The sequence below is a fragment of the Pantoea sp. SM3640 genome, from assembly GCF_015654165.1.
Lineage (GTDB): Bacteria > Pseudomonadota > Gammaproteobacteria > Enterobacterales > Enterobacteriaceae > Pantoea > Pantoea vagans.
Map to the genome: position 1 here is coordinate 2,938,593 of NZ_CP064872.1, position 18,513 is coordinate 2,957,105.

Sequence of the window (18,513 nt, forward strand, 5' to 3'; positions counted from 1 at the left end):
GCAAATCGGGATGGCGAACGCTTTACAGCCTGAACAATTTTGCGCATTGTGAGCGCATCACATTTACAGGATATAACCATGACTCTCTCACAGGCTGCTTTCAGTGACATCCTCTCCCGGCGCGACTGGGAAAATCCGGTCGTGACCTCGCTGCATCGGCTGGATGCGCACCCGCCTTTTGCCAGCTGGCGGGACGAAGCAGCGGCGCGTGATGACACGCCCTCGGTGTCACTGCAGAGCCTGAATGGGGAGTGGGGTTTCAGTTACTTTGCGCAGCCTGAGGCGGTCCCGGCCAGCTGGTTACTGCAGGATCTACCGGATGCCAGCACGATTCCGGTGCCGGCAAACTGGCAGATGCACGGCTTTGATGCGCCTATTTACACCAACGTGCAGTATCCCATTCCGGTTAATCCCCCGTTTGTACCCAAAGAGAACCCGACAGGATGTTATTCGCTCACATTCAGCCCGGACGCCGCCTGGCTCACTTCCGGGCAGACACGCATCATCTTTGACGGCGTCAATTCGGCCTTTCATCTGTGGTGCAATGGACAGTGGATTGGCTACTCTCAGGACAGCCGCCTGCCCGCCGAATTCGACCTGAGCCCTTATCTGCGACAGGGCAAAAACCGGCTGGCGGTGATGGTGCTGCGCTGGAGCGACGGCAGCTATCTTGAAGATCAGGATATGTGGCGGATGAGCGGCATTTTCCGCGATGTCACGTTACTGCATAAGCCGCAGGTGCATCTGGCTGACGTGCAACTGGAAACCCGGCTCAGCCCGGAGTTTACCCGTGCCGAGCTGCGCGCCCAGGTCCGCGTTGCCTTGCCGCCTGACCTCACCTCGCGCTATCAGCTGCGCCTGACGCTATGGCAGGGTGAACAGCCGGTTGCGCAGTGTCAGCAGTTGCTGGGCAGTGCCATTATTGACGAGCGGGGTCACTATCCTGAACGCGCCCTGCTCAGCCTGCCGGTGGAACGGCCTGCGCTGTGGAGCGCTGAAACGCCACACCTCTATCGCGCCACGCTGGCGCTGCTGGATGGGGATCAGCAGCTGATCGAGGTGGAAGCGTATGATGTCGGCTTCCGTCAGGTCACTATCGATAACGGCCTGCTCTGTCTCAACGGCAAACCGCTGCTGATCCGTGGCACTAATCGCCACGAACACCATCCGGAGCTCGGTCAGGTGGTGGATGAGGCAACGATGTGCCGCGACATTGAGCTGATGAAGCAGCACAATTTCAACGCGGTGCGCTGTTCGCACTATCCCAATCATCCGCTCTGGTATCGGCTGTGCGACCAGTACGGGCTTTATGTGGTGGATGAAGCGAATATCGAAACCCACGGCATGCAGCCGATGAACCGGCTCTCCGACGATCCCCGCTGGTTCGCTGCCTTTAGCGAACGTGTGACGCGTATGGTGCAGCGCGATCGTAATCACTGCAGCATTATTATCTGGTCGCTGGGCAATGAGTCGGGACATGGTGCCACGCATGACGCGCTCTACCGCTGGGTGAAAAGCAGCGATCCTACCCGTCCGGTTCAGTATGAAGGCGGCGGTGCGGACACCGCCGCGACCGATATCATCTGCCCGATGTATGCCAGGGTCGATGAAGATCAGCCATTCCCGGCGGTGCCGAAGTGGTCGCTGAAAAAGTGGATCGGCCTGCCGGGCGAAACGCGTCCGCTGATCCTGTGTGAGTATGCGCATGCCATGGGCAATAGCTTTGGCGGTTTCGCGAAATACTGGGAGGCCTTCCGCCAGTTCCCGCGCCTGCAGGGCGGCTTCGTCTGGGACTGGGTGGATCAGAGCCTGACCCGCTATGACGATCAGGGCAACCCGTGGCAGGCTTACGGCGGTGATTTTGGCGATAAACCCAACGATCGTCAATTCTGTATGAACGGGCTGGTGTTTGCCGATCGCACGCCGCATCCGGCGCTGTATGAGGCGCAGCGCGCACAGCAGTTCTGGCAGTTCACCGTCGATCCCGGCGACCCGCTGAGCGTTACGGTCAGCAGCGACTACTTATTCCGTCACAGTGACAATGAAGTGCTGCGCTGGCGCATTGAGCAGGCAGGCCAGGTGGTGACGGAAGGTGAAGTTTTACTGGATATCGGCCCACAGGGTCAGCAGCGGATCACCCTGCCGTCACCGCCCGCCTTACAGGGCGAATGCTGGCTTAATGTTGCTGTTCATCAGATTCACCCGACCCGCTGGAGTGCTGCCGACTGGCGTGTCGCCTGGCATCAGTGGGCGCTGCCTTCGCTGCTGGCGCTGCCTCCGCTGCCGGAAAAAGCTGAAGCACCTGTCCTCCATGATGACGCCAGTGAGATTATCGTCACCCATCAGCAGCAGCGCTGGCATTTCTCACGCCACAGCGGCGAACTGACGCAATGGTTTGTTGATGAACAGCCGACGCTGCTCTCGCCGCTTCAGGACTGCTTTATTCGCGCGCCGCTGGACAATGACATCGGCACCAGCGAAGCGGAACGGGTTGATCCTAATGCGTGGGTCGAGCGCTGGAAGGCGGCAGGATATGACCAGATGAGCAGCCAGCTGGTGTCGATAGCCGCGCATGCGTTGCCGCAGGCGGTGCAGATCGAAACGCTGCATAGCTGGCTCGCCAGTGGCAAGCTCGCCTTTATCAGCCGTAAGCGTTATCTGATCAATGCGCAGGGGGAGTTGCAGTTACAGCTTTCCGTTGAGCAGTCACGCGGATTGCCACCGCCCGCACGCATCGGCTTACGCTGTGAGCTGGCGCAGATACCGCAGCAGGTAAGCTGGCTCGGTCTGGGACCGCATGAAAACTATCCCGATCGCCAGCTGGCCGCGCAGTTCTCACACTGGCAACTGCCGCTGGATCAGCTTTCAACCCCCTATGTTTTCCCCGGTGAGAATGGTCTGCGTGGCGGCACCCGCCAGCTCGACAGCGGCAGTTGGCAGGTCAGCGGTGATTTCGCTTTTTCGCTGAGCCGCTTCAGTCTGGAACAGCTGCGTGAGGCATCCCACCGCCACCTTCTGCGTCCGGAGGCGGGCTGCTGGCTGCACCTGGATGCCTTCCATATGGGCGTCGGCGGTGATGACTCCTGGAGCCCCAGCGTCAGTCCTGAGTTTTTGCTGACTCAGCAGCGCTGGCAGGCTGAACTGAAGATTTGTCAGCCGACGCGGGCAACACAGTCTTCGGACGCCGGTAAAAGCGTTTCAGAAACAGCACGTTAATCAGCACCACAACGGCGGTGGCACAAAAGACCCAGCGGAAACCTGCCACCGCCGATACTGCTGCGCCCAGTAAGGGGCCAGCAACATTGCCAAGATACATAAACGACTGGTTATAACCGAAGATCCGGCCGGTGATATTGTCACGCGAGTGACGTACCAGCAGCGTCTGTACCGCAGGCATCATCGCGCCATCGGCGAAGCCCAGCAGAAAACGTAAGACGCCCAGCTGCGTGGCACTGGTTACAAAAGACATCGCGATAAACAGCAGCAGCGAGATAACCATCGTCGCCAGCAGGATACGCTGCGTACCAATGCGGTCACCGAGTCGTCCCAAACGTGGCGCGGCCAGCAGTGCAGAGACGCCGGGCAGTGCCGCAATTACGCCACTGAGAAACGCGATATTCTCTGCGGTGGGCGCCAGCTCGCGCACAAACAGCGTCAGGATCGGGTTCACCGATCCGTTGCACATCTGGATCACCATGGTGGTGAAAAACAGGCAGAGCATCAGCCTGGGGTTGTCCAGCGAGCGGAAAACCTCGCGTCCGCTGAGTTTCTCTTTTTTACTCACCGGGGTGTAACCGGTCTCTTTAATCAGGAACAGCGTCACCAGAAAGCTAACCATAAGCAGCGCCGCGGTGACGATAAATACCGTGCGCAAACCGACCCAGTCAGCCAGCAGCCCACCCAGCATCGGCCCCAGAATCACACCGCCAATCTGCCCGGTGGAGACACAGCTCAGCGCCCAGCCGCTGCGTTCACGCGGCACCTGAGCCGCCACCAGCGCCATCGCGTTGGGGATATAGCCGGAGGTCAGCCCCATCAGGGCGCGCAGCAGCAGCAACTGCCAGGCTTGGGTGACAAAAGCCTGCAGCAGGATCACCACGCCCATACCAAACGCCGCACGCAGCAGCATCAATTTACGGCCTTTGCGATCGGCCAGACTGCCCCACAGCGGGGCGACCGCCGCCGAAACCACGAAGGTGATACTGAAGGTGAGCCCCGACCAGAGACTCAGGGACTCGCCTCCGGTGACGCCAAGCTGCTCAAGGTAGAGCGGCAGAAACGGGATAATCTGGCTGATGGCCAGGCCAGTAAAAAAACAGCCAAACCAGACCGAGATCAGGTTTATCTTCCAGGGTTCAATAATGCGTGGCATGAGCAGATAATTCAAAGAGAGGGAGTACTTAGTTTAACGCGACGATTCTTAACGTGACCGACATAACATGGCACAAACGGCAAAAGACCGGATTCCTCTTGATTCAGCGCAATTACCCGCGAAAATTTTCTCTGACCAGCGGTTTACAGCGTGAATCCCGTGGCCGACGGCCTGCCCTGGCACCCTCTTCCTCAACCATGCCTCATCAATATGGAAAAATATGTCATTCTGTTACTGACAACGATTCACGCCGCTTCTATGTTTAAAAAATCGCCAGTCGTGGCGATGTGGCGATCATTCTGCCTGGCGCGACGTCCTCCGCTAAAAAACGGTCCAGACCATCCGGCTACGCTGAGGCAGTTCAGCTTATGACATGCATAGATGCTCTTACACCTGTGTAAGGGTCGGGATAGTGTTTCAGCGGAGGTAGGGAAATGAGAGTGCAAACGAACAGTGCCAGCCGCGCTATCAGTGACTATTTCAACAGCCCGAACTGGCGAACACCGCCAGAGTCCGATCTGCTGGCGGTTATTCTGCGCGAAATTATGGAGGCGGGAGAACCCGCGACCAGTAAGGCACTGATTGCGCGAGTGATCGACAAACTGGAAGTGGAAGGCGATGAAGCGCAGTTGCAGCGGTATCGCACCCTGCTGGCACAGCTCATCGACACGCAGCCGGAGGTGTAAAACGGCGGTTTACTTCACCCAGCGCAGTTTATCCGCTTCGCTGACACTGGCCCGTCCACTGCTGCGCTGAAACAGGCAGAGCTCCCGTCCACGCCTGTTTTTCATATGCTGCTGGGGATAGCGTCCTTCCAGCAACAGTGCGCTGTAACCTGTGTTGTCGTCATACTCAATCGGCTCGCCCAGCACTTTTACTTTGCTCAGGTGGCTGGCGTTAATACACGCCTGCGTCATGATCTGACGGCTCTTCTGCCAGGCCTCTTCACTGGAGGCCTGTGCCAGCGTGCTGCTGAGTAACAACGTGGGCAGCAGTGCCACGATGATGCGTTTCATCTTCTCCGCTCCTGTTCCGGCCCGAAGGCGCTAAAAAAATTCCCGCCGGGGCGGGAATAAACAAGACGAGCACTATTTATTGTGTGACGAGGAAGTTTCTTAAACGCGCTGCTATCCTCGCCTGCCGTTATGACAAGCCTATGACAGACCGGCCGTCAGCCACAATAAACTGAGCTGATATTGCCATTTTTGTCGGCCAGGAAGTTAAGCCGGTTGAGGTTGAAGTCCATGGTGACCGCAGAATTATAGGGGATTGGACGCACCTGCTGTTCAAAGTGTTGACCCTGAAGCACGGTTAACGGTTTGCCGACATAGTTCTGAAACTGAGAGGCACCGCAGCGGTCGGCTTCAGGATCCTGCGGCACACTGGCGGTGTCAGGTTTACTGGCAGACTGACAGGCGGTTAATGCAAACAGACCCACTACCAGCAGCCCTTTTCCATAAAATTTCACGTTTGTTCTCCTGTTGGACGTGTAAAACCTGCCCCAAGAGTAGCAAAGCGTGCCTGCTGACCAGAAGCCGGAAAAGGTAAAGTTGTTACAGTGAGCGCGGATCCGGGTGTCACACAGGGGCATTTTTTAAGATTAATCGCACTCACTGCCTAAAAAAAACACAGTGAGCCGCTACACTATCTTAAGACTATTCTTAGCACTGTGGAGGTCATGATGGAACTGATTATTTTTGTTGTCTGCGCAATGCTGATGACCGCCGTGGCGGTCAAAGTCCGTTAAACCGGCTCAGCCTGATTTTGCGTTGTTCTTTCCAGAAGCGTACTGAATGCAGCCAGCGGCATCGGCCGACCGAGGAAGTAGCCTTGCCCCTCTTCGCACGAGAGCTGTTTTAGCTGGTTCAGCTGCGCTTCTGTCTCAATTCCCTCCGCCGTAATCGTCAGCGCAAAAGCGCGTGCCAGCGCAATAATGCCCGCCACGACCGATTGCGCCTGCTGCGACTCCGGGAAATCTTTCATCCAGGAGCGGTCTATCTTCAGACCGTTGAACGGGAAGGTCTTCAGGTAGCCCAGCGCGGCATAGCCGGTGCCAAAATCGTCAACGGTTAACCTCACCCCCAGTGACCGTAAGCCCTGCATCACCTCCAGCGCATGCTGTGGATGTTCAAAGGTGACATTTTCCGTGATCTCCAGCTCCAGCCTTGTCGCTGGCAGACCACTTTTCGCCAGAACATCTGCCACACGTTGCACCAGATCGCTGGTACGAAACTCCATCGGCGAAATATTGACTGACACATAGCGATCGCCGCCCCAGCCCAGCGCATCCTGGCAGGCGCGCATCAGAACCCAGTCGCTGATAGTGGCGATCAGACCGCTCTCTTCCGCCAGCGGAATAAAGTGGTCAGGCGTAATCCACTGATCCGGGGCAATCTGCCAGCGAATCAGCGCTTCAGCGCCGGCCAGCTGACCGGTCAGCAGCTGATAACGGGGCTGATAGTGCAGACGGAATTCGTTGTTAGTCAGCGCTTTCTCAATGCGCCGCGCCATTTCACGCTTATCTTCGCGCTGGCTCGCCATTTCATTGGCGTACCAGACCCACTGATTACGTCCCGCATCGCGTGCTTCATTCAGTGCGATATCCGCCATCTGCAGCAGCGCTTCCGGATGGCTGGCATCCTGCGGCGCACAGGCAATGCCCATGCTGATGGTGAGATAGTGGACATGCTGGCCGGTGCTGACTGGCTGCTGAACCTCGTGCACCAGCTGGGCACAACGCTGATCGATCCGCTCACGGTTCGTTTCCCGCAACACCAGGACAAATTCATCTCCGCTCAGCCGCGCCACCAGCTCCTGCGGGCCGATACAGTGCTTCAGACGCTGCGCTATCTGGCTCAGTACCTCATCGCCCGCCGCATGGCCCCAGGTTTCATTGATTGGCCGGAACTGATCGAGATCGAGAGTAATCAGCGTCAGCGGCGCAGCGCCATCAGGCAGCGCAAGGTGCAGCGTCAGAAACTCCAGCAGCTGCACGCGGTTCGAGAGACCGGTTAAAACGTCGTGACGCGACAGAAACTGAATGCGAGCCTCCGCTTCCATGCCCTGGGTAATGTCCGATACCGTGCCGCGAAACCCGATACGTCGCGCATCATGCCAGATGGTTTTCGCTACCAGCTGACCGATGCGGCGGTGACCCTGAGCCGACATAAACTGACAGCGCAGCGGCATCTGTTGCTCTTCCGCCTCCTGCCGCAGCAGCCAGGCGACCAGCGAATGGCTGGGATGAGTCAGCAGGTGATCGATGTGACGTCCCAGCCAGTGTGTGATGTCATGGCCGGTAAGGGTATGAAAACGCGCTGACAGATAGATCAGACGGCCCTCTTCATCCGTTTCCCAGATCCAGTCTGACGCCGCCTCAGCGAGATCGCGAAACCGCGCTTCACTGTTGGCAAGCTCCTGCTGACTGATTGCCAGCATGGCAAAGCGGCGGTCAGAGAGAATCGCATTAGAGAGCGCATGGCGGCTGACGCGATGGGTGATGATGCCGATGATGATCGCCGTCAGCAGCAGCAGTGGCAACAGCAACCCGATCAGGCCCATGCCCGGCATTTTTGACGTCCAGCGCAGCACAATGGACTCGCCGCCTGGCAACGGGAGTACCATTCGCGGTTCACGCAGGGCATCCTCTTCACTGGCGGGCAGACGCAGTTCGCGCACATCCAGCGTCGCGCCGAGTGCCTGTAATTTGGCGGGTGTGAACAGATTCACGAACACCATGATAGACGCAGGTCCGGCCATAGGCGGCGCGTTCGGCAGTTTACCGCTGCTGATAGGTGCAGCCACCACAATCGCGGGCATATGATTGATCAGCGCATTGCGGGTCATCGCTTTATTATTGAGCTGACGCGCTGCCGCAATAAGCAACGGTGTTTCATTACCCAGCCAGGCTTCCAGCGACGTATCCGCCAGTTGCCCATTAATCACGCTGTAGGTAGTGCGGCCTTTGCCGTCAACCACGAACACGCCTTCATAGTGATACTCTTCGTAAAGACCCGGTCCGAAGTTCTCTTCGTCAAACGCCCAGACCTTGTTCACCCTGACATGGAGATTGCGCCAGGCTTCTCCCCAGAAGGCATAATCCCGGATATCGGTGACCATCGCCTCCTGACGATTTTGCCACGTCTGCTGCATCAGCATGCGGTCATGCTCAACCGATGCGCTGTTCTGACGCTGCGCAATCGTCAGCACCATCAGCATCGAGAGCACCAGCACACCAGACAGCAGCAGCGAAAGCGTACGCAGGCTGCGCCGCGTAAAGCGGACAGTGCGATCTTCAGCGGCATGTCTGAATGGCGGCGACGGCGGCGCCGGAGGGTTAAAAGTCATTAAGAGTGCTCACTACACAGCCAGGGGTTGAGATCACAGACCTGCAATACAACATGCGTTGCTGGCCAGATTAGTTTCATCAGTTATCGGCCTGGGTGCTCTGGTGTTTAGTCTGCGGCTAACATTTTGCGCTTAAATAATGTGTAACAGGCTCACTCGACAGCGATCGGGTGCATTGCTACTATGCGCTTACCTTCGCTGGCTGAGTCGCCTATGAACACCAATTCCGACAGAGTGACCCTGACGCTGTTCTACGTCGGCAGCTTTGTGGTCTATTACCTGGTTACCATGCTGATCACGCTGTTCCCTAATTACAGCGTGCTGCGTAATGACGGCCTGCTGGTGCCCGTACTCTGCCTGTTTGAATTTGCTGTTATCTATCCGCTTTATCGCTTCTACTGCCAGCGCCGCACCGATTTGCCGCTGGGTGAACTTTATACGCTGCAAACCCTGCTGTTTACCGGCGCGCTGTTTGTGCTGATGGCGGCACAGATGCAGTTCATGCAGCCGGAAGGCTGGCTGGTGATGCAGGCCCAGCAGGGACGCAATTCGCTGTTGATCCTGCTGCTGACCGCCGTACTGCTGGCGCCGGTGTTTGAAGAGGTGCTGTTCCGCGGTTTCCTGTTACAGGGTTTTCTGCTGTGGGCGCCGCGCAGCCGTTTCGCCTGCATGCTGCTGACCTCACTGCTGTTTGCGGTGATGCATACACAGTATGTGCACTGGCAGACCCTTATCGCTCTGACGCTGTTTTCACTGCTGCTCTGCTATGCGCGGCTGCGGAGTAACAGTCTGGCGCTGCCCATTTTCCTGCACACCCTGAATAACCTGATTGCGCTGCTGCCCGCCTGGTATTTCGCTGGCTGACTCCCCGCCTGCGTCCTTGTCTTACACAGCCCTCATCCTGCCGCAGACCGCTGCCTGGCAGGTCATAGCTCACACTGACAATGCCGCCCCGTCACGTTTGTCTATACTGGATGTTAAAAAGGGATAAAAAGCACCACAGTCCGGACCACCAGACCGTGTAAAGGAGAGGATCTATGTTGATAGGATTTGTGTTGTTAGTGAGCGCGTGTGGCTACGACGCCTGCGAAGCGCTGCCGGTCTCGGAGCGCATTTATCCGACGAAGGTGGACTGTGAAACGATGGCAAACCGTATTCATAAAGTCAGACCGAATGTGGTCCTGCTTTGTGGTGAGGTCCATCGCTGATTCAGGACCAGATTCAATAAAGCAGGGCTGCAACATTGCAAGCTGGCGCTTTAGCGTACAAAATATAAGCTGTTGTTATCCATTACCGTTGTGAATCCCATGAAAACATCACGCCCCCGTCGTCCTGGTGGACGCTGGGTTTACTATCTTTTGTATGATGGCATTCTGTGGCCCTGCCCCGTCCGATGGGAGTGGGAGAGCAGCTATGGCGGCTGGTTGCCATTTTATTACACGCCAACTTTTGAGTTTGTGGTGGGCGATCCGCGTAAGGCTTATCGCATTGCGCGCAGCGATGTGCGGACTAAACGGCGCGAGGATGCCTTTGTCTGAATGCGTTTATCGCCACGGCAGCCACGAGGCGGTGAGCAGAAAATAAACCGCTTCCAGTACGATAATTACCATCACTAATATGCCCAGCGAGTGGCGACTAATCCACTTCATCTGCTCAGGCCCAGATCATGGCAGCCCAGCGTATCAGCAGCAGCGCGCCGCAAATGCACAACAGAACCAGCACCATCTTCCAGTACTTTTTGGCCGCCCGGTATCTTGTCACCTCGGTCTCCCCTAATCAGAAAGCGAAGATGCGCCAGAAGGCGCATCTGTTCCGGTCAGCAACAGGACCGGGAGGCATAGCATAACGTCCGGGCCACCAAAAGGCGACCCGTTGCCGGCATCAGTTGTTCAGGGTGTAATCCAGCGTAATTTCCGCGTTCAGTACCTGAGAAACCGGGCAGCCCGCTTTGGCTTTGTTGATGATTTCGTCGAAGGTCGACTCATCAATGCCTGGCAGGGAGATGGTGCTGGTCAGCGCCACTTTGGTGATGGCAAAGCCCTCGCCTTTTTTATCCAGTGACACATCAGCCGTGGTATCAATGCTTTCCGGTTTATGGCCCGCATTGCCCAGCATCAGCGACAGTGCCATAGAGAAACAGGCCGCATGCGCTGCACCAATCAGCTCTTCCGGATTGGTGCCTTTGACGCCTTCGAAACGGGTATTAAAGCCATAAGGCTGCTGGCTCAGCACGCCGCTTTCGGTGCTGACGGTGCCTTTGCCTTTAATATCGCCTTCCCAGTGAGCCGAACCTTTCTTATGAATGGTCATGTCATTCCTCCTGTTGGTAAAGAAGCTAAGTATAGACAATACATTCATTTTCGCAGGCTAACTCACCGCGCGGGGACGTGATACCGTGCCTGTTGGTGTCAGCAGCGTCTCCGCCTGCACCAGCGAATCGCGGGTAATTTCACTTATCGATTTTGCGCCGGTCAGCGTCATGGCCACGCGCATCTCTTTCTCAATCAGGTTCAGCAGGTTTTCCACGCCGCGCTGTCCATGGGTCGCCAGCGCATAGATAAACGCCCGTCCCAGCAGCACGCTATCTGCCCCCAGCGCAATCATCCGCACCACATCCAGCCCGTTGCGAATACCGCTGTCTGCCAGAATAGTAATGTCACCTTTGACCGCATCGGCAATCGCTGGCAGCGCACGCGCTGAGGAGAGCACGCCATCCAGCTGGCGTCCGCCGTGATTAGAGACCACGATGCCATCAGCGCCAAAACGTACCGCGTCGCGTGCATCTTCCGGATCGAGAATGCCCTTGATCACCATCGGCCCGTCCCAGAACTCGCGGATCCACTCCAGATCTTTCCAACTAATCGAGGGATCAAAGTTGTTCGCCAGCCAGCCAATATAATCTTCCAGCCCGGTCGGCTTGCCGAGATAGGCGGAAATGTTCCCCAGATCGTGCGGACGGCCTTGCAGTCCCACATCCAGCGCCCACTGTGGATGGGTGACCGCCTGCCAGTAACGACGCAGCGCCGCGTGATTACCGCTCATCCCGGAGTGCGCATCGCGATAGCGCGCGCCCGGCGTCGGCATATCCACGGTAAACACCAGCGTTGAACAACCAGCGGCTTTTGCACGCTCCAGCGCATTGCGCATAAAGCCGCGGTCACGCAGCACGTAAAGCTGGAACCACATCGGACGATTGATCTGCGGGGCCACCTCTTCAATCGGGCAGACCGAGACTGTCGACAGGGTAAACGGAATGCCTTTCAGGGCTGCCGCACGCGCCGCCTGCACTTCGCCGCGACGGGCATACATGCCGCACAGGCCGACCGGTGCCAGCGCAACCGGCATCGACAGGGTTTCATTAAATAATTTCGTTTCGAGGCTAAGTTCCGACATGTTCTTCAGAATGCGCTGGCGCAGCGCCACGTCAGAAAGGTCCTCCACGTTACGTCGCAGGGTGTGCTCGGCGTAAGCCCCGCCATCAAGATAGTGAAACAGGAACGGCGGCAGGATACGTTGCGCGGCGGCGCGATAGTCACTGGCAGCTGAGATAATCATCAGTCAGATTCCTTTGGGTTGCGTGTGTCGTTATCCGGTAAGCGTGTGATGCGCGCCTGGCGCGCTTCATCTTCATGGAGACTTTTCAGCGTGGTATGGACAAAGCCCAGATGCTGCATCGCCGCCTGACGGGCCGCGTCGGCGTCGCCCGCGAGGATCGCATCCAGCAGCCCCCGATGCTGTTCCGTCAGGCGGGCAAAAATGGCTGGCTGGGTGTACATGCGCTGACGGCTCTGCATCACCGACGACTGCAGCAGCTCGAAAAAGCCGCGCATGGTCTGCAGCAGCACCACATTGTGTGACGCCTCGGCAATCGCCAGATGGAAGCGCACATCCGCCTGGGCAGCGAGGTCAGGATCGTCACTCTCTTTCAGCTTCAGGGTGGCGTCAAAGGCGTACTGCAGCTTCTCTTTGTCGGCGTCGGTGGCGCGCAGTGCCGCATGCCAGGCAGTACTGGCCTCGATGGCATGGCGCGCTTCCAGAATGTCGTAGCGGTAGTCGGGATCGTCGCGCAGCAGCTGGCGAATCGGTTCGACGATGCGCTGTTCCGACCAGGGTGCCAGCTGCTGACGAATCCAGGTGCCGCCGCCGCGCCGGCTGATGAGCATGCCACTGCTGATCAGCTGCTGTATCGCTTCACGCAGCGAGGAACGTGAGACGCCGAGTTCAGCAGAGAGCTGGCGCTCGGCGGGCAGGCGCATGCCCGGCTCGAGCTGATGTTCGGTGATATAGGCCCGCAGGCGTGTCACCAGCGGATCGGCAGTGTTGCTCATGGGATCATCCAGGGGAAGACGTAGGCCTGAAGTGTGGTAATCCCCCCCACCATACAGGTGAAAATCAGGCTGTGTTTAACCGTAAACCGGAACAGATCGGACTCTTTTCCCACCAGCCCGACCGCCGCACAGGCGATGGCGATCGACTGCGGCGAGATCATCTTACCCGTCACACCGCCGGTAGTATTAGCCGCCACCAGCAGAACATCGGAAACGCCGATCTGCTGGGCGGTAGTCGCCTGTAACGCGGCAAACAGCGCATTCGATGAGGTATCGGATCCGGTCAGGAAGACGCCCAGCCAGCCCAGGAAGGGCGAGAAGAAGGTAAACGCGTGGCCGGTGTGCGCCAGCGCCAGAGCAAGCGTGGCAGAGAGACCGGAGTAGTTGGAGATAAACGCAAAGGCCAGCACCATCCCGATGGAGTAGATCGGCAGCGCCAGCTCTCTCAGCGTTTCACCAAAGGTCTGCAGCGCTGCCTTTGGCTTCATGCGCAGGAACAGCATTGCCATAATCGCCGCAATTAAAATGGCGGTGCCGGTTGCAGAAACCAGATCCAGCTTAAAGATCGCCGGATAAGGCGTTGCACTGCCGACCACGGGCGGCATCCGCGCCACCAGCTCATTCAGCATCGGCACCGGCACCGCCAGCACCCACTCATAGAGTGCACCACCTTTGGCGAACAGCGCTTTAAAAGGCGGGATGCTCCATAGCGTGACGGTGGCGGTGAGAAACAGGAACGGCATCCACGCGCGGATCACCTGCCCCAGCCGATACTTCTGTGGCGGTTGCAGCACATCGCCGTGCTTTGCCTCTGCATCGGCAAAACGAAAGATGCGCACCGGTTTCCAGACCCGCAGGAACAGCGTCAGCGAAATCAGCGAGGCGAGCGACGAGATAATATCGGGCAGCTCCGGCCCCAGGAAGTTGGAGCTGAGGAACTGGGCAAGGGCAAAGGATCCACCCGCCACAACGACCGCTGGCCAGGTCTCTTTCACGCCGCGCCAGCCATCCATAATCGCCATAATCCAGAACAGCACAATCAGCGTCAGCAGCGGCAACTGGCGTCCGGCCATCTGGCCGATGGCGAAGCTATCCAGTCCGGTGACCTGACCCGCCACGATAATCGGAATGCCCATTGCGCCAAAAGCGACCGGCGCGGTATTCACAATCAGGCAGAGCCCGGCAGCGTAGAGCGGATTAAAGCCCAGCCCCACCAGCAGCGCCGCGGTAATCGCCACCGGCGCTCCAAAGCCCGCCGCGCCTTCCAGGAAGGCCCCGAACGAGAAGCCGACAATCAGCATCTGCAGACGCTGATCGGGGGTAATGGAGAGGATAGAGGCACGGATAATATCGAACTGGCCGGTTTTGACCGAGATTTTGTAGACGAACACGGCGGCGACAATAATCCAGGCAATCGGCCACAGCCCATAGAGAAAACCGTACACCACGGCGGCCAGCGCCTGGGCAACGGGCATCTGATAGAGAAACAGCGCCACCAGCAGCGCCAGCACCACGGTGGTGGTGGCGGCCAGATAGCCTTTCATCTTCAGCTTAATCAGTGCAAAGAAGAAAAACAGAATCGGGATCAGCGCGACCAGGCTTGAGAGCCAGATATTACCCAGCGGATCGTAGTTTTGTTGCCAGATCTGCATTCCAGTATCTCCAGAGGAAAAGGTGATGTGGCATGCAGATGCAGTACTGTATGCCATCTGCCCCCGGATTGGTCTGACCAAACCGCTGTATTGGGGCTTATGGCAACAGATAGTTAATGCATTGTTAATCTATGGCAACAGAAGTTGGGCGAATTTTCCCGGAGTGTGAACCAGAGAAAAATATTACCGGAATTGGTCGGACCAAAATCAGCAATTTATCTCCGGGAAAGCGCGCTGATAGCTGTGCGGATGAAAACGCAGATTAAGCACAATCAGCAGCAGCGTGACCGTCGCCTGCAGAATCCAGACGCTGGTGAAATTTCCGGTGAGCGCATGCAGCTGACCGGCGATAAACGGCATGCTGCCCGCAATAATAAAGCCGATGCCCTGCATAAAGGCCACCAGCCGCGCGCCAGCCTGGGGCTGCTCCAGATGATCCAGCGCCAGCACCAGTGCCAGCGGAAACGCCCCGCCCAGCCCGAAGCCCGCTATCCCCGCCCAGAACCATGGTGCCAGTTGTGGTGCAAACAGGAAGCCGAGCATGCCGCAGAACTGCATAGCCAGGGTGAGCAGCAGCAATGGACGACGATCGCGGCCCCGCGCCAGCAACGGCAGCAGCAGCGCACCGGTAACCTGACAGCCGATCATCATACCGAGTAGTGAACCGCCCGCCTGCGCACTCCAGCCACGCTGATGGTAAAAATCGGGCAGCCAGGCAACACAAATGGCGTAACCGCCGTTCACCAGCCCGAAGCTCAGCGCCAGCGTCCAGGCGCGGGTTTTTCGCCACAGCGAAGGCACTGCGTCGGCCTCCGTGCGGGCTGCGGGTGGCGTGGTGGTGATCAACAGCCAGAGCAGGATAGCCAGCACCACCGGCAGCGCCCAGCTGCTCAGTGCCCCCTGCCAGCCAGCATGTGCGCTCAGCCACGGCGAGATCGCCGCGCCAATCCCGCCGCCGCCCATCAGCGCCGCTGCCCATAGTCCGGTCACGCCCGCACTGCGGCTGCCAAAGCGCTGACGAATCAATCCCGGCATCGCCATCTGGACGATACCAATGCCCGCCCCACCCGGCACGGCAGTCAGCACCAGCCCGCGTCCGTCAGTCACAAACCATCGACTCACCAGCGCCAGCAACAGCAGCAACAGCCCGCCCAGCAGTAATTTACGTACCGCAAAGCGCTGCATCAGCGGCGCACTGACCAGGGCAATGGCACCCATCATCATCATCGGCACCGCAGGCAGCAGCGAGGCCGCCAGCGGTGACAGACCGATGCTCTGCCGCAGCTCACCGAGTAACGGACTGACAGAAGTCATCAGTGGCCGCATATTCAGCCCGGCCAGCACCAGCGCCGCCAGCAGCAGGTTGTTCTCTCTCTTCATATGAAATCTACGCCATTAAAAGTTGCCAGCCTGACAGCAGTCGCTACTATCTGGAAATGAAATATTACTCTGCCAGGTAGTGGAAAAATGAATCGTCAGCCGATGTTCACTCCGCAACAGCTGCTCAGCTTTGTGGCGGTGTGCGAAACCGCCAGCTTTACCCGCGCCGCCGACAGAGTGCACCTGTCGCAGTCTACCGTCAGCCAGCAGGTGCGGCGGCTGGAGGAGATGGTCGGTAAAGAACTGCTGGTCCGCTCCTCGCATCAGGTACAGATCACCGAAGAAGGCGAAAAACTTTTAGGTTACGCCCGGCGGATTATTGCCCTGAACGGGGAAGCGCACGATGTACTGAGTGACCAGTGGCGCGATGGCGTGCTGCGCCTTGGCGTGCCGGAAGATTTTGCCGCCCCCACGGCCGGTCTGCTGGCGCACTTCAGTCGTGATCATCCGCAACTGCGGCTGGATGTGATGAGCGGTATGCAGGTGGAGCTTCGTCGTGCCTGGCAGCGTGAAGAGCTGGACATCATGCTGATTAAACAGCCCGCTGGCGACCGTCCGCTGGCGTCGCGTCCTGAACCGCTGCTGTGGCTCGACAGTGCAGAGTGGCCCTGCTTTGAGCAGACGCCGGTGCCGCTAGTGCTGTTTCCCCAGCAGGGGCTCTATCGCGATGAGGTCTGTCAGACGCTTGATGCGCTGGGCCGAAGCTGGCGCATCAGCTACAGCAGCGCCAGCCTGGTCGCGCTGGCCGCCGCCAGTGCACAGGGGCTGGGGCTGACGTTACTGCCTGCCAGCTGCCGTCTGCCGGAGCACCGGGTTCTGGGTCCTGAACAGGGTCTGCCGGTGATTAATACCTTTGAACTGGCGCTGTTCTGCCGTCATCCGCAGGATCCGCTGCAGCGCGCACTGGCGGCGTCACTGGCGGCATTCGGCAAGCTGCGCTGGCAGTGAAATATCGAATAGCCGTCAGTGGAAAATAACGCAGCAGGGTGACGCGTCGTTTGTCAGATTAAGACCTTGTTCACTTTGCAGGAGCCTCTGATGCCTATTTCCTCTTCGCCGAGCCGCCGTGATTTCCTGGGGCAAAGCGTTCGCTGGACCGCCGCAGGCGGCTTGCTGGCCGCCGGTCTCGGTCAGGCCAGTGCCGCCACCCGCTCATCGTTGTCCGCCATCAATCCCGACCAGCCCGCCGCCCTGCCCCGACAGGACCACTATCTGCTGCGCAATGTGCGACTGGAAGAGGGTTTTATCCGCGAGGATGACGACGTCGTCGCGACCCGGACCGGTCTTTACGACATCAGCGTGCGCGACGGCAAAATTGACCAACTGACCTCGGCGGGCCGGGGTGATAGCACGCTACCGTCGTGGGATGCGCAGGAGGCGCTGCTGCTGCCCGCGACGCAGGATATGCATATCCATCTTGATAAAACCTTCTACGGCGGTCCGTGGCAGGCTCCACGTCCACGTCAGGGCAAAACCATCATGGATATGATTGCGCGCGAGCAGGTGCTGATTCCGCAGCTACTGCCGCACTCCCAGGCCCGTGCCGAAGGATTGATCGCCCTGCTGCACGCCAAAGGTACTACCCGCGCCCGCAGCCATTGCAATATCGATCCGGTCAGCGGCCTGAAAAGTCTGGAACATCTGCAGGCGGCATTAGCCCGTCATCCTGCTTTTTCCTGTGAAATTGTTGCCTTCCCGCAGCACGGCCTGCTGCATTCGCAGGTTGATGGCCTGATGCGTGAGGCGATGCAGAACGGCGTTGAATATGTCGGCGGGCTGGATCCCACCAACGTGGATGGTGCGATGGAGAAGTCGCTGGATGCCATGTTTCAGATTGCGCTCGATTATCAGCGCGGCGTGGATATTCATCTGCATGAAACCTCACCGGCTGGCGTGGCGGCGATTCAGTACATGATTGACACAGTTGCGCAGAATCCGGTGCTGAAAGGTAAAGTGACGCTGAGCCACGGTTTTGCGCTGGCGACGCTTACCGGCAGTGCGCTGGATAACATGATCGAAGGGCTGGCGGAGCAGCAGTTCAGCGTCGCTTCCACGTTGCCGATTGGCAGGCTCACTATGCCGATTCCTCAATTGCAGGCGGCGGGCATAAAGGTGATGACCGGCACCGACAGCGTGATCGATCACTGGTCCCCGTTTGGCACCGGCAGCATGCTGGAAAAAGCGAATCTCTATGCACAGCTCTATCGTGGTTCGGACGAGTTCTCGCTGGCGCGAGCGCTGGCCATCGCCACAGACGATCGGCTGCCGCTCTCTGCTCAGGGCGATCGTCAGTGGCCTGCGCCGGGCGATGATGCGAGCATGATGCTGGTAGCAGCGAGCTGTTCCGCTGAAGCCGTGGCGCGCATTTCACCGGTAGTGGCGACCTTCTCACGCGGTAAGCCGGTCTTTGCGCTGGCCTCGGCCTGACACAGCA

General features: G+C 58.4%; 17 protein-coding genes. 7 read left to right on the forward strand and 10 right to left on the reverse strand.

The window, feature by feature from the left end; translation table 11 throughout:
* Nucleotides 1-78: 78 nt before the first annotated feature.
* Nucleotides 79-3,216 (forward strand): beta-galactosidase, encoded by a 3,138-nt coding sequence (locus tag IV493_RS13780; protein WP_195857300.1) that lies wholly within the window; start codon nucleotides 79-81, stop codon nucleotides 3,214-3,216.
* On the opposite strand, the gene IV493_RS13785 is transcribed toward IV493_RS13780, so the two are convergent.
* Nucleotides 3,098-4,372, reverse strand: a complete 1,275-nt coding sequence (locus IV493_RS13785) for a multidrug efflux MFS transporter (RefSeq protein ID WP_195857301.1) — start codon at nucleotides 4,370-4,372, stop codon at nucleotides 3,098-3,100. The two genes, IV493_RS13780 and IV493_RS13785, sit on opposite strands and share 119 nt — an antisense overlap.
* 434 nt (nucleotides 4,373-4,806) lie before the next feature.
* On the opposite strand from IV493_RS13785, the gene IV493_RS13790 reads away from it, so the two are divergent.
* Complete coding sequence (locus IV493_RS13790; protein WP_013356932.1) at nucleotides 4,807-5,058, forward strand: biofilm development regulator YmgB/AriR family protein; 252 nt, start codon at nucleotides 4,807-4,809, stop codon at nucleotides 5,056-5,058.
* Between the two features lie 9 nt (nucleotides 5,059-5,067).
* Here IV493_RS13790 and IV493_RS13795 read toward each other — a convergent pair whose 3' ends face one another.
* The 3 genes from IV493_RS13795 to IV493_RS13805 all read right to left on the reverse strand — a co-directional run bounded on the left by IV493_RS13795 (nucleotide 5,068) and on the right by IV493_RS13805 (nucleotide 8,719).
* Entirely contained in the window at nucleotides 5,068-5,388 is a 321-nt protein-coding gene (locus IV493_RS13795) for a hypothetical protein (RefSeq protein ID WP_095707633.1), read from the reverse strand.
* Nucleotides 5,389-5,543: 155 nt separating this feature from the next.
* Complete coding sequence (locus tag IV493_RS13800) at nucleotides 5,544-5,840, reverse strand: I78 family peptidase inhibitor (protein WP_013356930.1); 297 nt, start codon at nucleotides 5,838-5,840, stop codon at nucleotides 5,544-5,546.
* A gap of 275 nt (nucleotides 5,841-6,115) precedes the next feature.
* Nucleotides 6,116-8,719: an EAL domain-containing protein gene (locus IV493_RS13805; RefSeq protein WP_195857302.1), complete on the reverse strand. Its 2,604-nt coding sequence runs from the start codon at nucleotides 8,717-8,719 to the stop codon at nucleotides 6,116-6,118.
* 213 nt (nucleotides 8,720-8,932) lie between these two features.
* On the opposite strand from IV493_RS13805, the gene IV493_RS13810 reads away from it, so the two are divergent.
* From IV493_RS13810 to IV493_RS13820, 3 genes are all read left to right on the forward strand, one after another.
* Nucleotides 8,933-9,583 carry a CPBP family intramembrane glutamic endopeptidase gene (locus tag IV493_RS13810; RefSeq protein WP_033732018.1) on the forward strand — a complete coding sequence of 217 codons (651 nt, stop codon included), beginning with the start codon at nucleotides 8,933-8,935 and terminating at the stop codon, nucleotides 9,581-9,583.
* Between the two features lie 173 nt (nucleotides 9,584-9,756).
* Nucleotides 9,757-9,927, forward strand: coding sequence for a hypothetical protein (locus IV493_RS13815; RefSeq protein WP_003850083.1), 171 nt, complete (start codon nucleotides 9,757-9,759; stop codon nucleotides 9,925-9,927).
* Between the two features lie 99 nt (nucleotides 9,928-10,026).
* The gene (locus tag IV493_RS13820; RefSeq protein WP_033731707.1) at nucleotides 10,027-10,257 is read left to right on the forward strand and encodes a hypothetical protein; all 231 of its coding nucleotides are present in this window, start codon (nucleotides 10,027-10,029) and stop codon (nucleotides 10,255-10,257) included.
* Between the two features lie 115 nt (nucleotides 10,258-10,372).
* Here IV493_RS13820 and yniD read toward each other — a convergent pair whose 3' ends face one another.
* From yniD to IV493_RS13845, 6 genes are all read right to left on the reverse strand, one after another.
* On the reverse strand, nucleotides 10,373-10,480 hold the full coding sequence (gene yniD / locus IV493_RS18580; RefSeq protein WP_022625163.1) for a small membrane protein YniD: 108 nt from the start codon (nucleotides 10,478-10,480) through the stop codon (nucleotides 10,373-10,375).
* Between the two features lie 120 nt (nucleotides 10,481-10,600).
* Complete coding sequence (locus IV493_RS13825) at nucleotides 10,601-11,029, reverse strand: OsmC family protein (protein ID WP_013356926.1); 429 nt, start codon at nucleotides 11,027-11,029, stop codon at nucleotides 10,601-10,603.
* A 57-nt stretch (nucleotides 11,030-11,086) separates the two neighbouring features.
* The gene (lldD, locus tag IV493_RS13830) at nucleotides 11,087-12,274 is read right to left on the reverse strand and encodes an FMN-dependent L-lactate dehydrogenase LldD (protein ID WP_013356925.1); all 1,188 of its coding nucleotides are present in this window, start codon (nucleotides 12,272-12,274) and stop codon (nucleotides 11,087-11,089) included.
* A complete protein-coding gene (gene lldR / locus IV493_RS13835) occupies nucleotides 12,274-13,047 on the reverse strand; it encodes a transcriptional regulator LldR (protein WP_013356924.1) in 774 nt (257 codons plus the stop codon). The genes lldD and lldR overlap by 1 nt, the downstream gene beginning before the upstream one ends.
* The gene (gene lldP / locus IV493_RS13840) at nucleotides 13,044-14,699 is read right to left on the reverse strand and encodes an L-lactate permease (RefSeq protein WP_195857303.1); all 1,656 of its coding nucleotides are present in this window, start codon (nucleotides 14,697-14,699) and stop codon (nucleotides 13,044-13,046) included. Before lldP ends, lldR begins: the two co-directional genes overlap by 4 nt.
* 207 nt (nucleotides 14,700-14,906) lie before the next feature.
* A complete protein-coding gene (locus IV493_RS13845; RefSeq protein WP_195857304.1) occupies nucleotides 14,907-16,079 on the reverse strand; it encodes a cyanate transporter in 1,173 nt (390 codons plus the stop codon).
* A gap of 87 nt (nucleotides 16,080-16,166) precedes the next feature.
* Here IV493_RS13845 and IV493_RS13850 point away from each other — a divergent pair, with 87 nt between their 5' ends.
* Both IV493_RS13850 and IV493_RS13855 read left to right on the forward strand, forming a co-directional pair.
* Nucleotides 16,167-17,027: a LysR family transcriptional regulator gene (locus IV493_RS13850; protein ID WP_195857305.1), complete on the forward strand. Its 861-nt coding sequence runs from the start codon at nucleotides 16,167-16,169 to the stop codon at nucleotides 17,025-17,027.
* Between the two features lie 90 nt (nucleotides 17,028-17,117).
* On the forward strand, nucleotides 17,118-18,506 hold the full coding sequence (locus tag IV493_RS13855; RefSeq protein WP_195857306.1) for an amidohydrolase family protein: 1,389 nt from the start codon (nucleotides 17,118-17,120) through the stop codon (nucleotides 18,504-18,506).
* Nucleotides 18,507-18,513 lie beyond the last annotated feature (7 nt).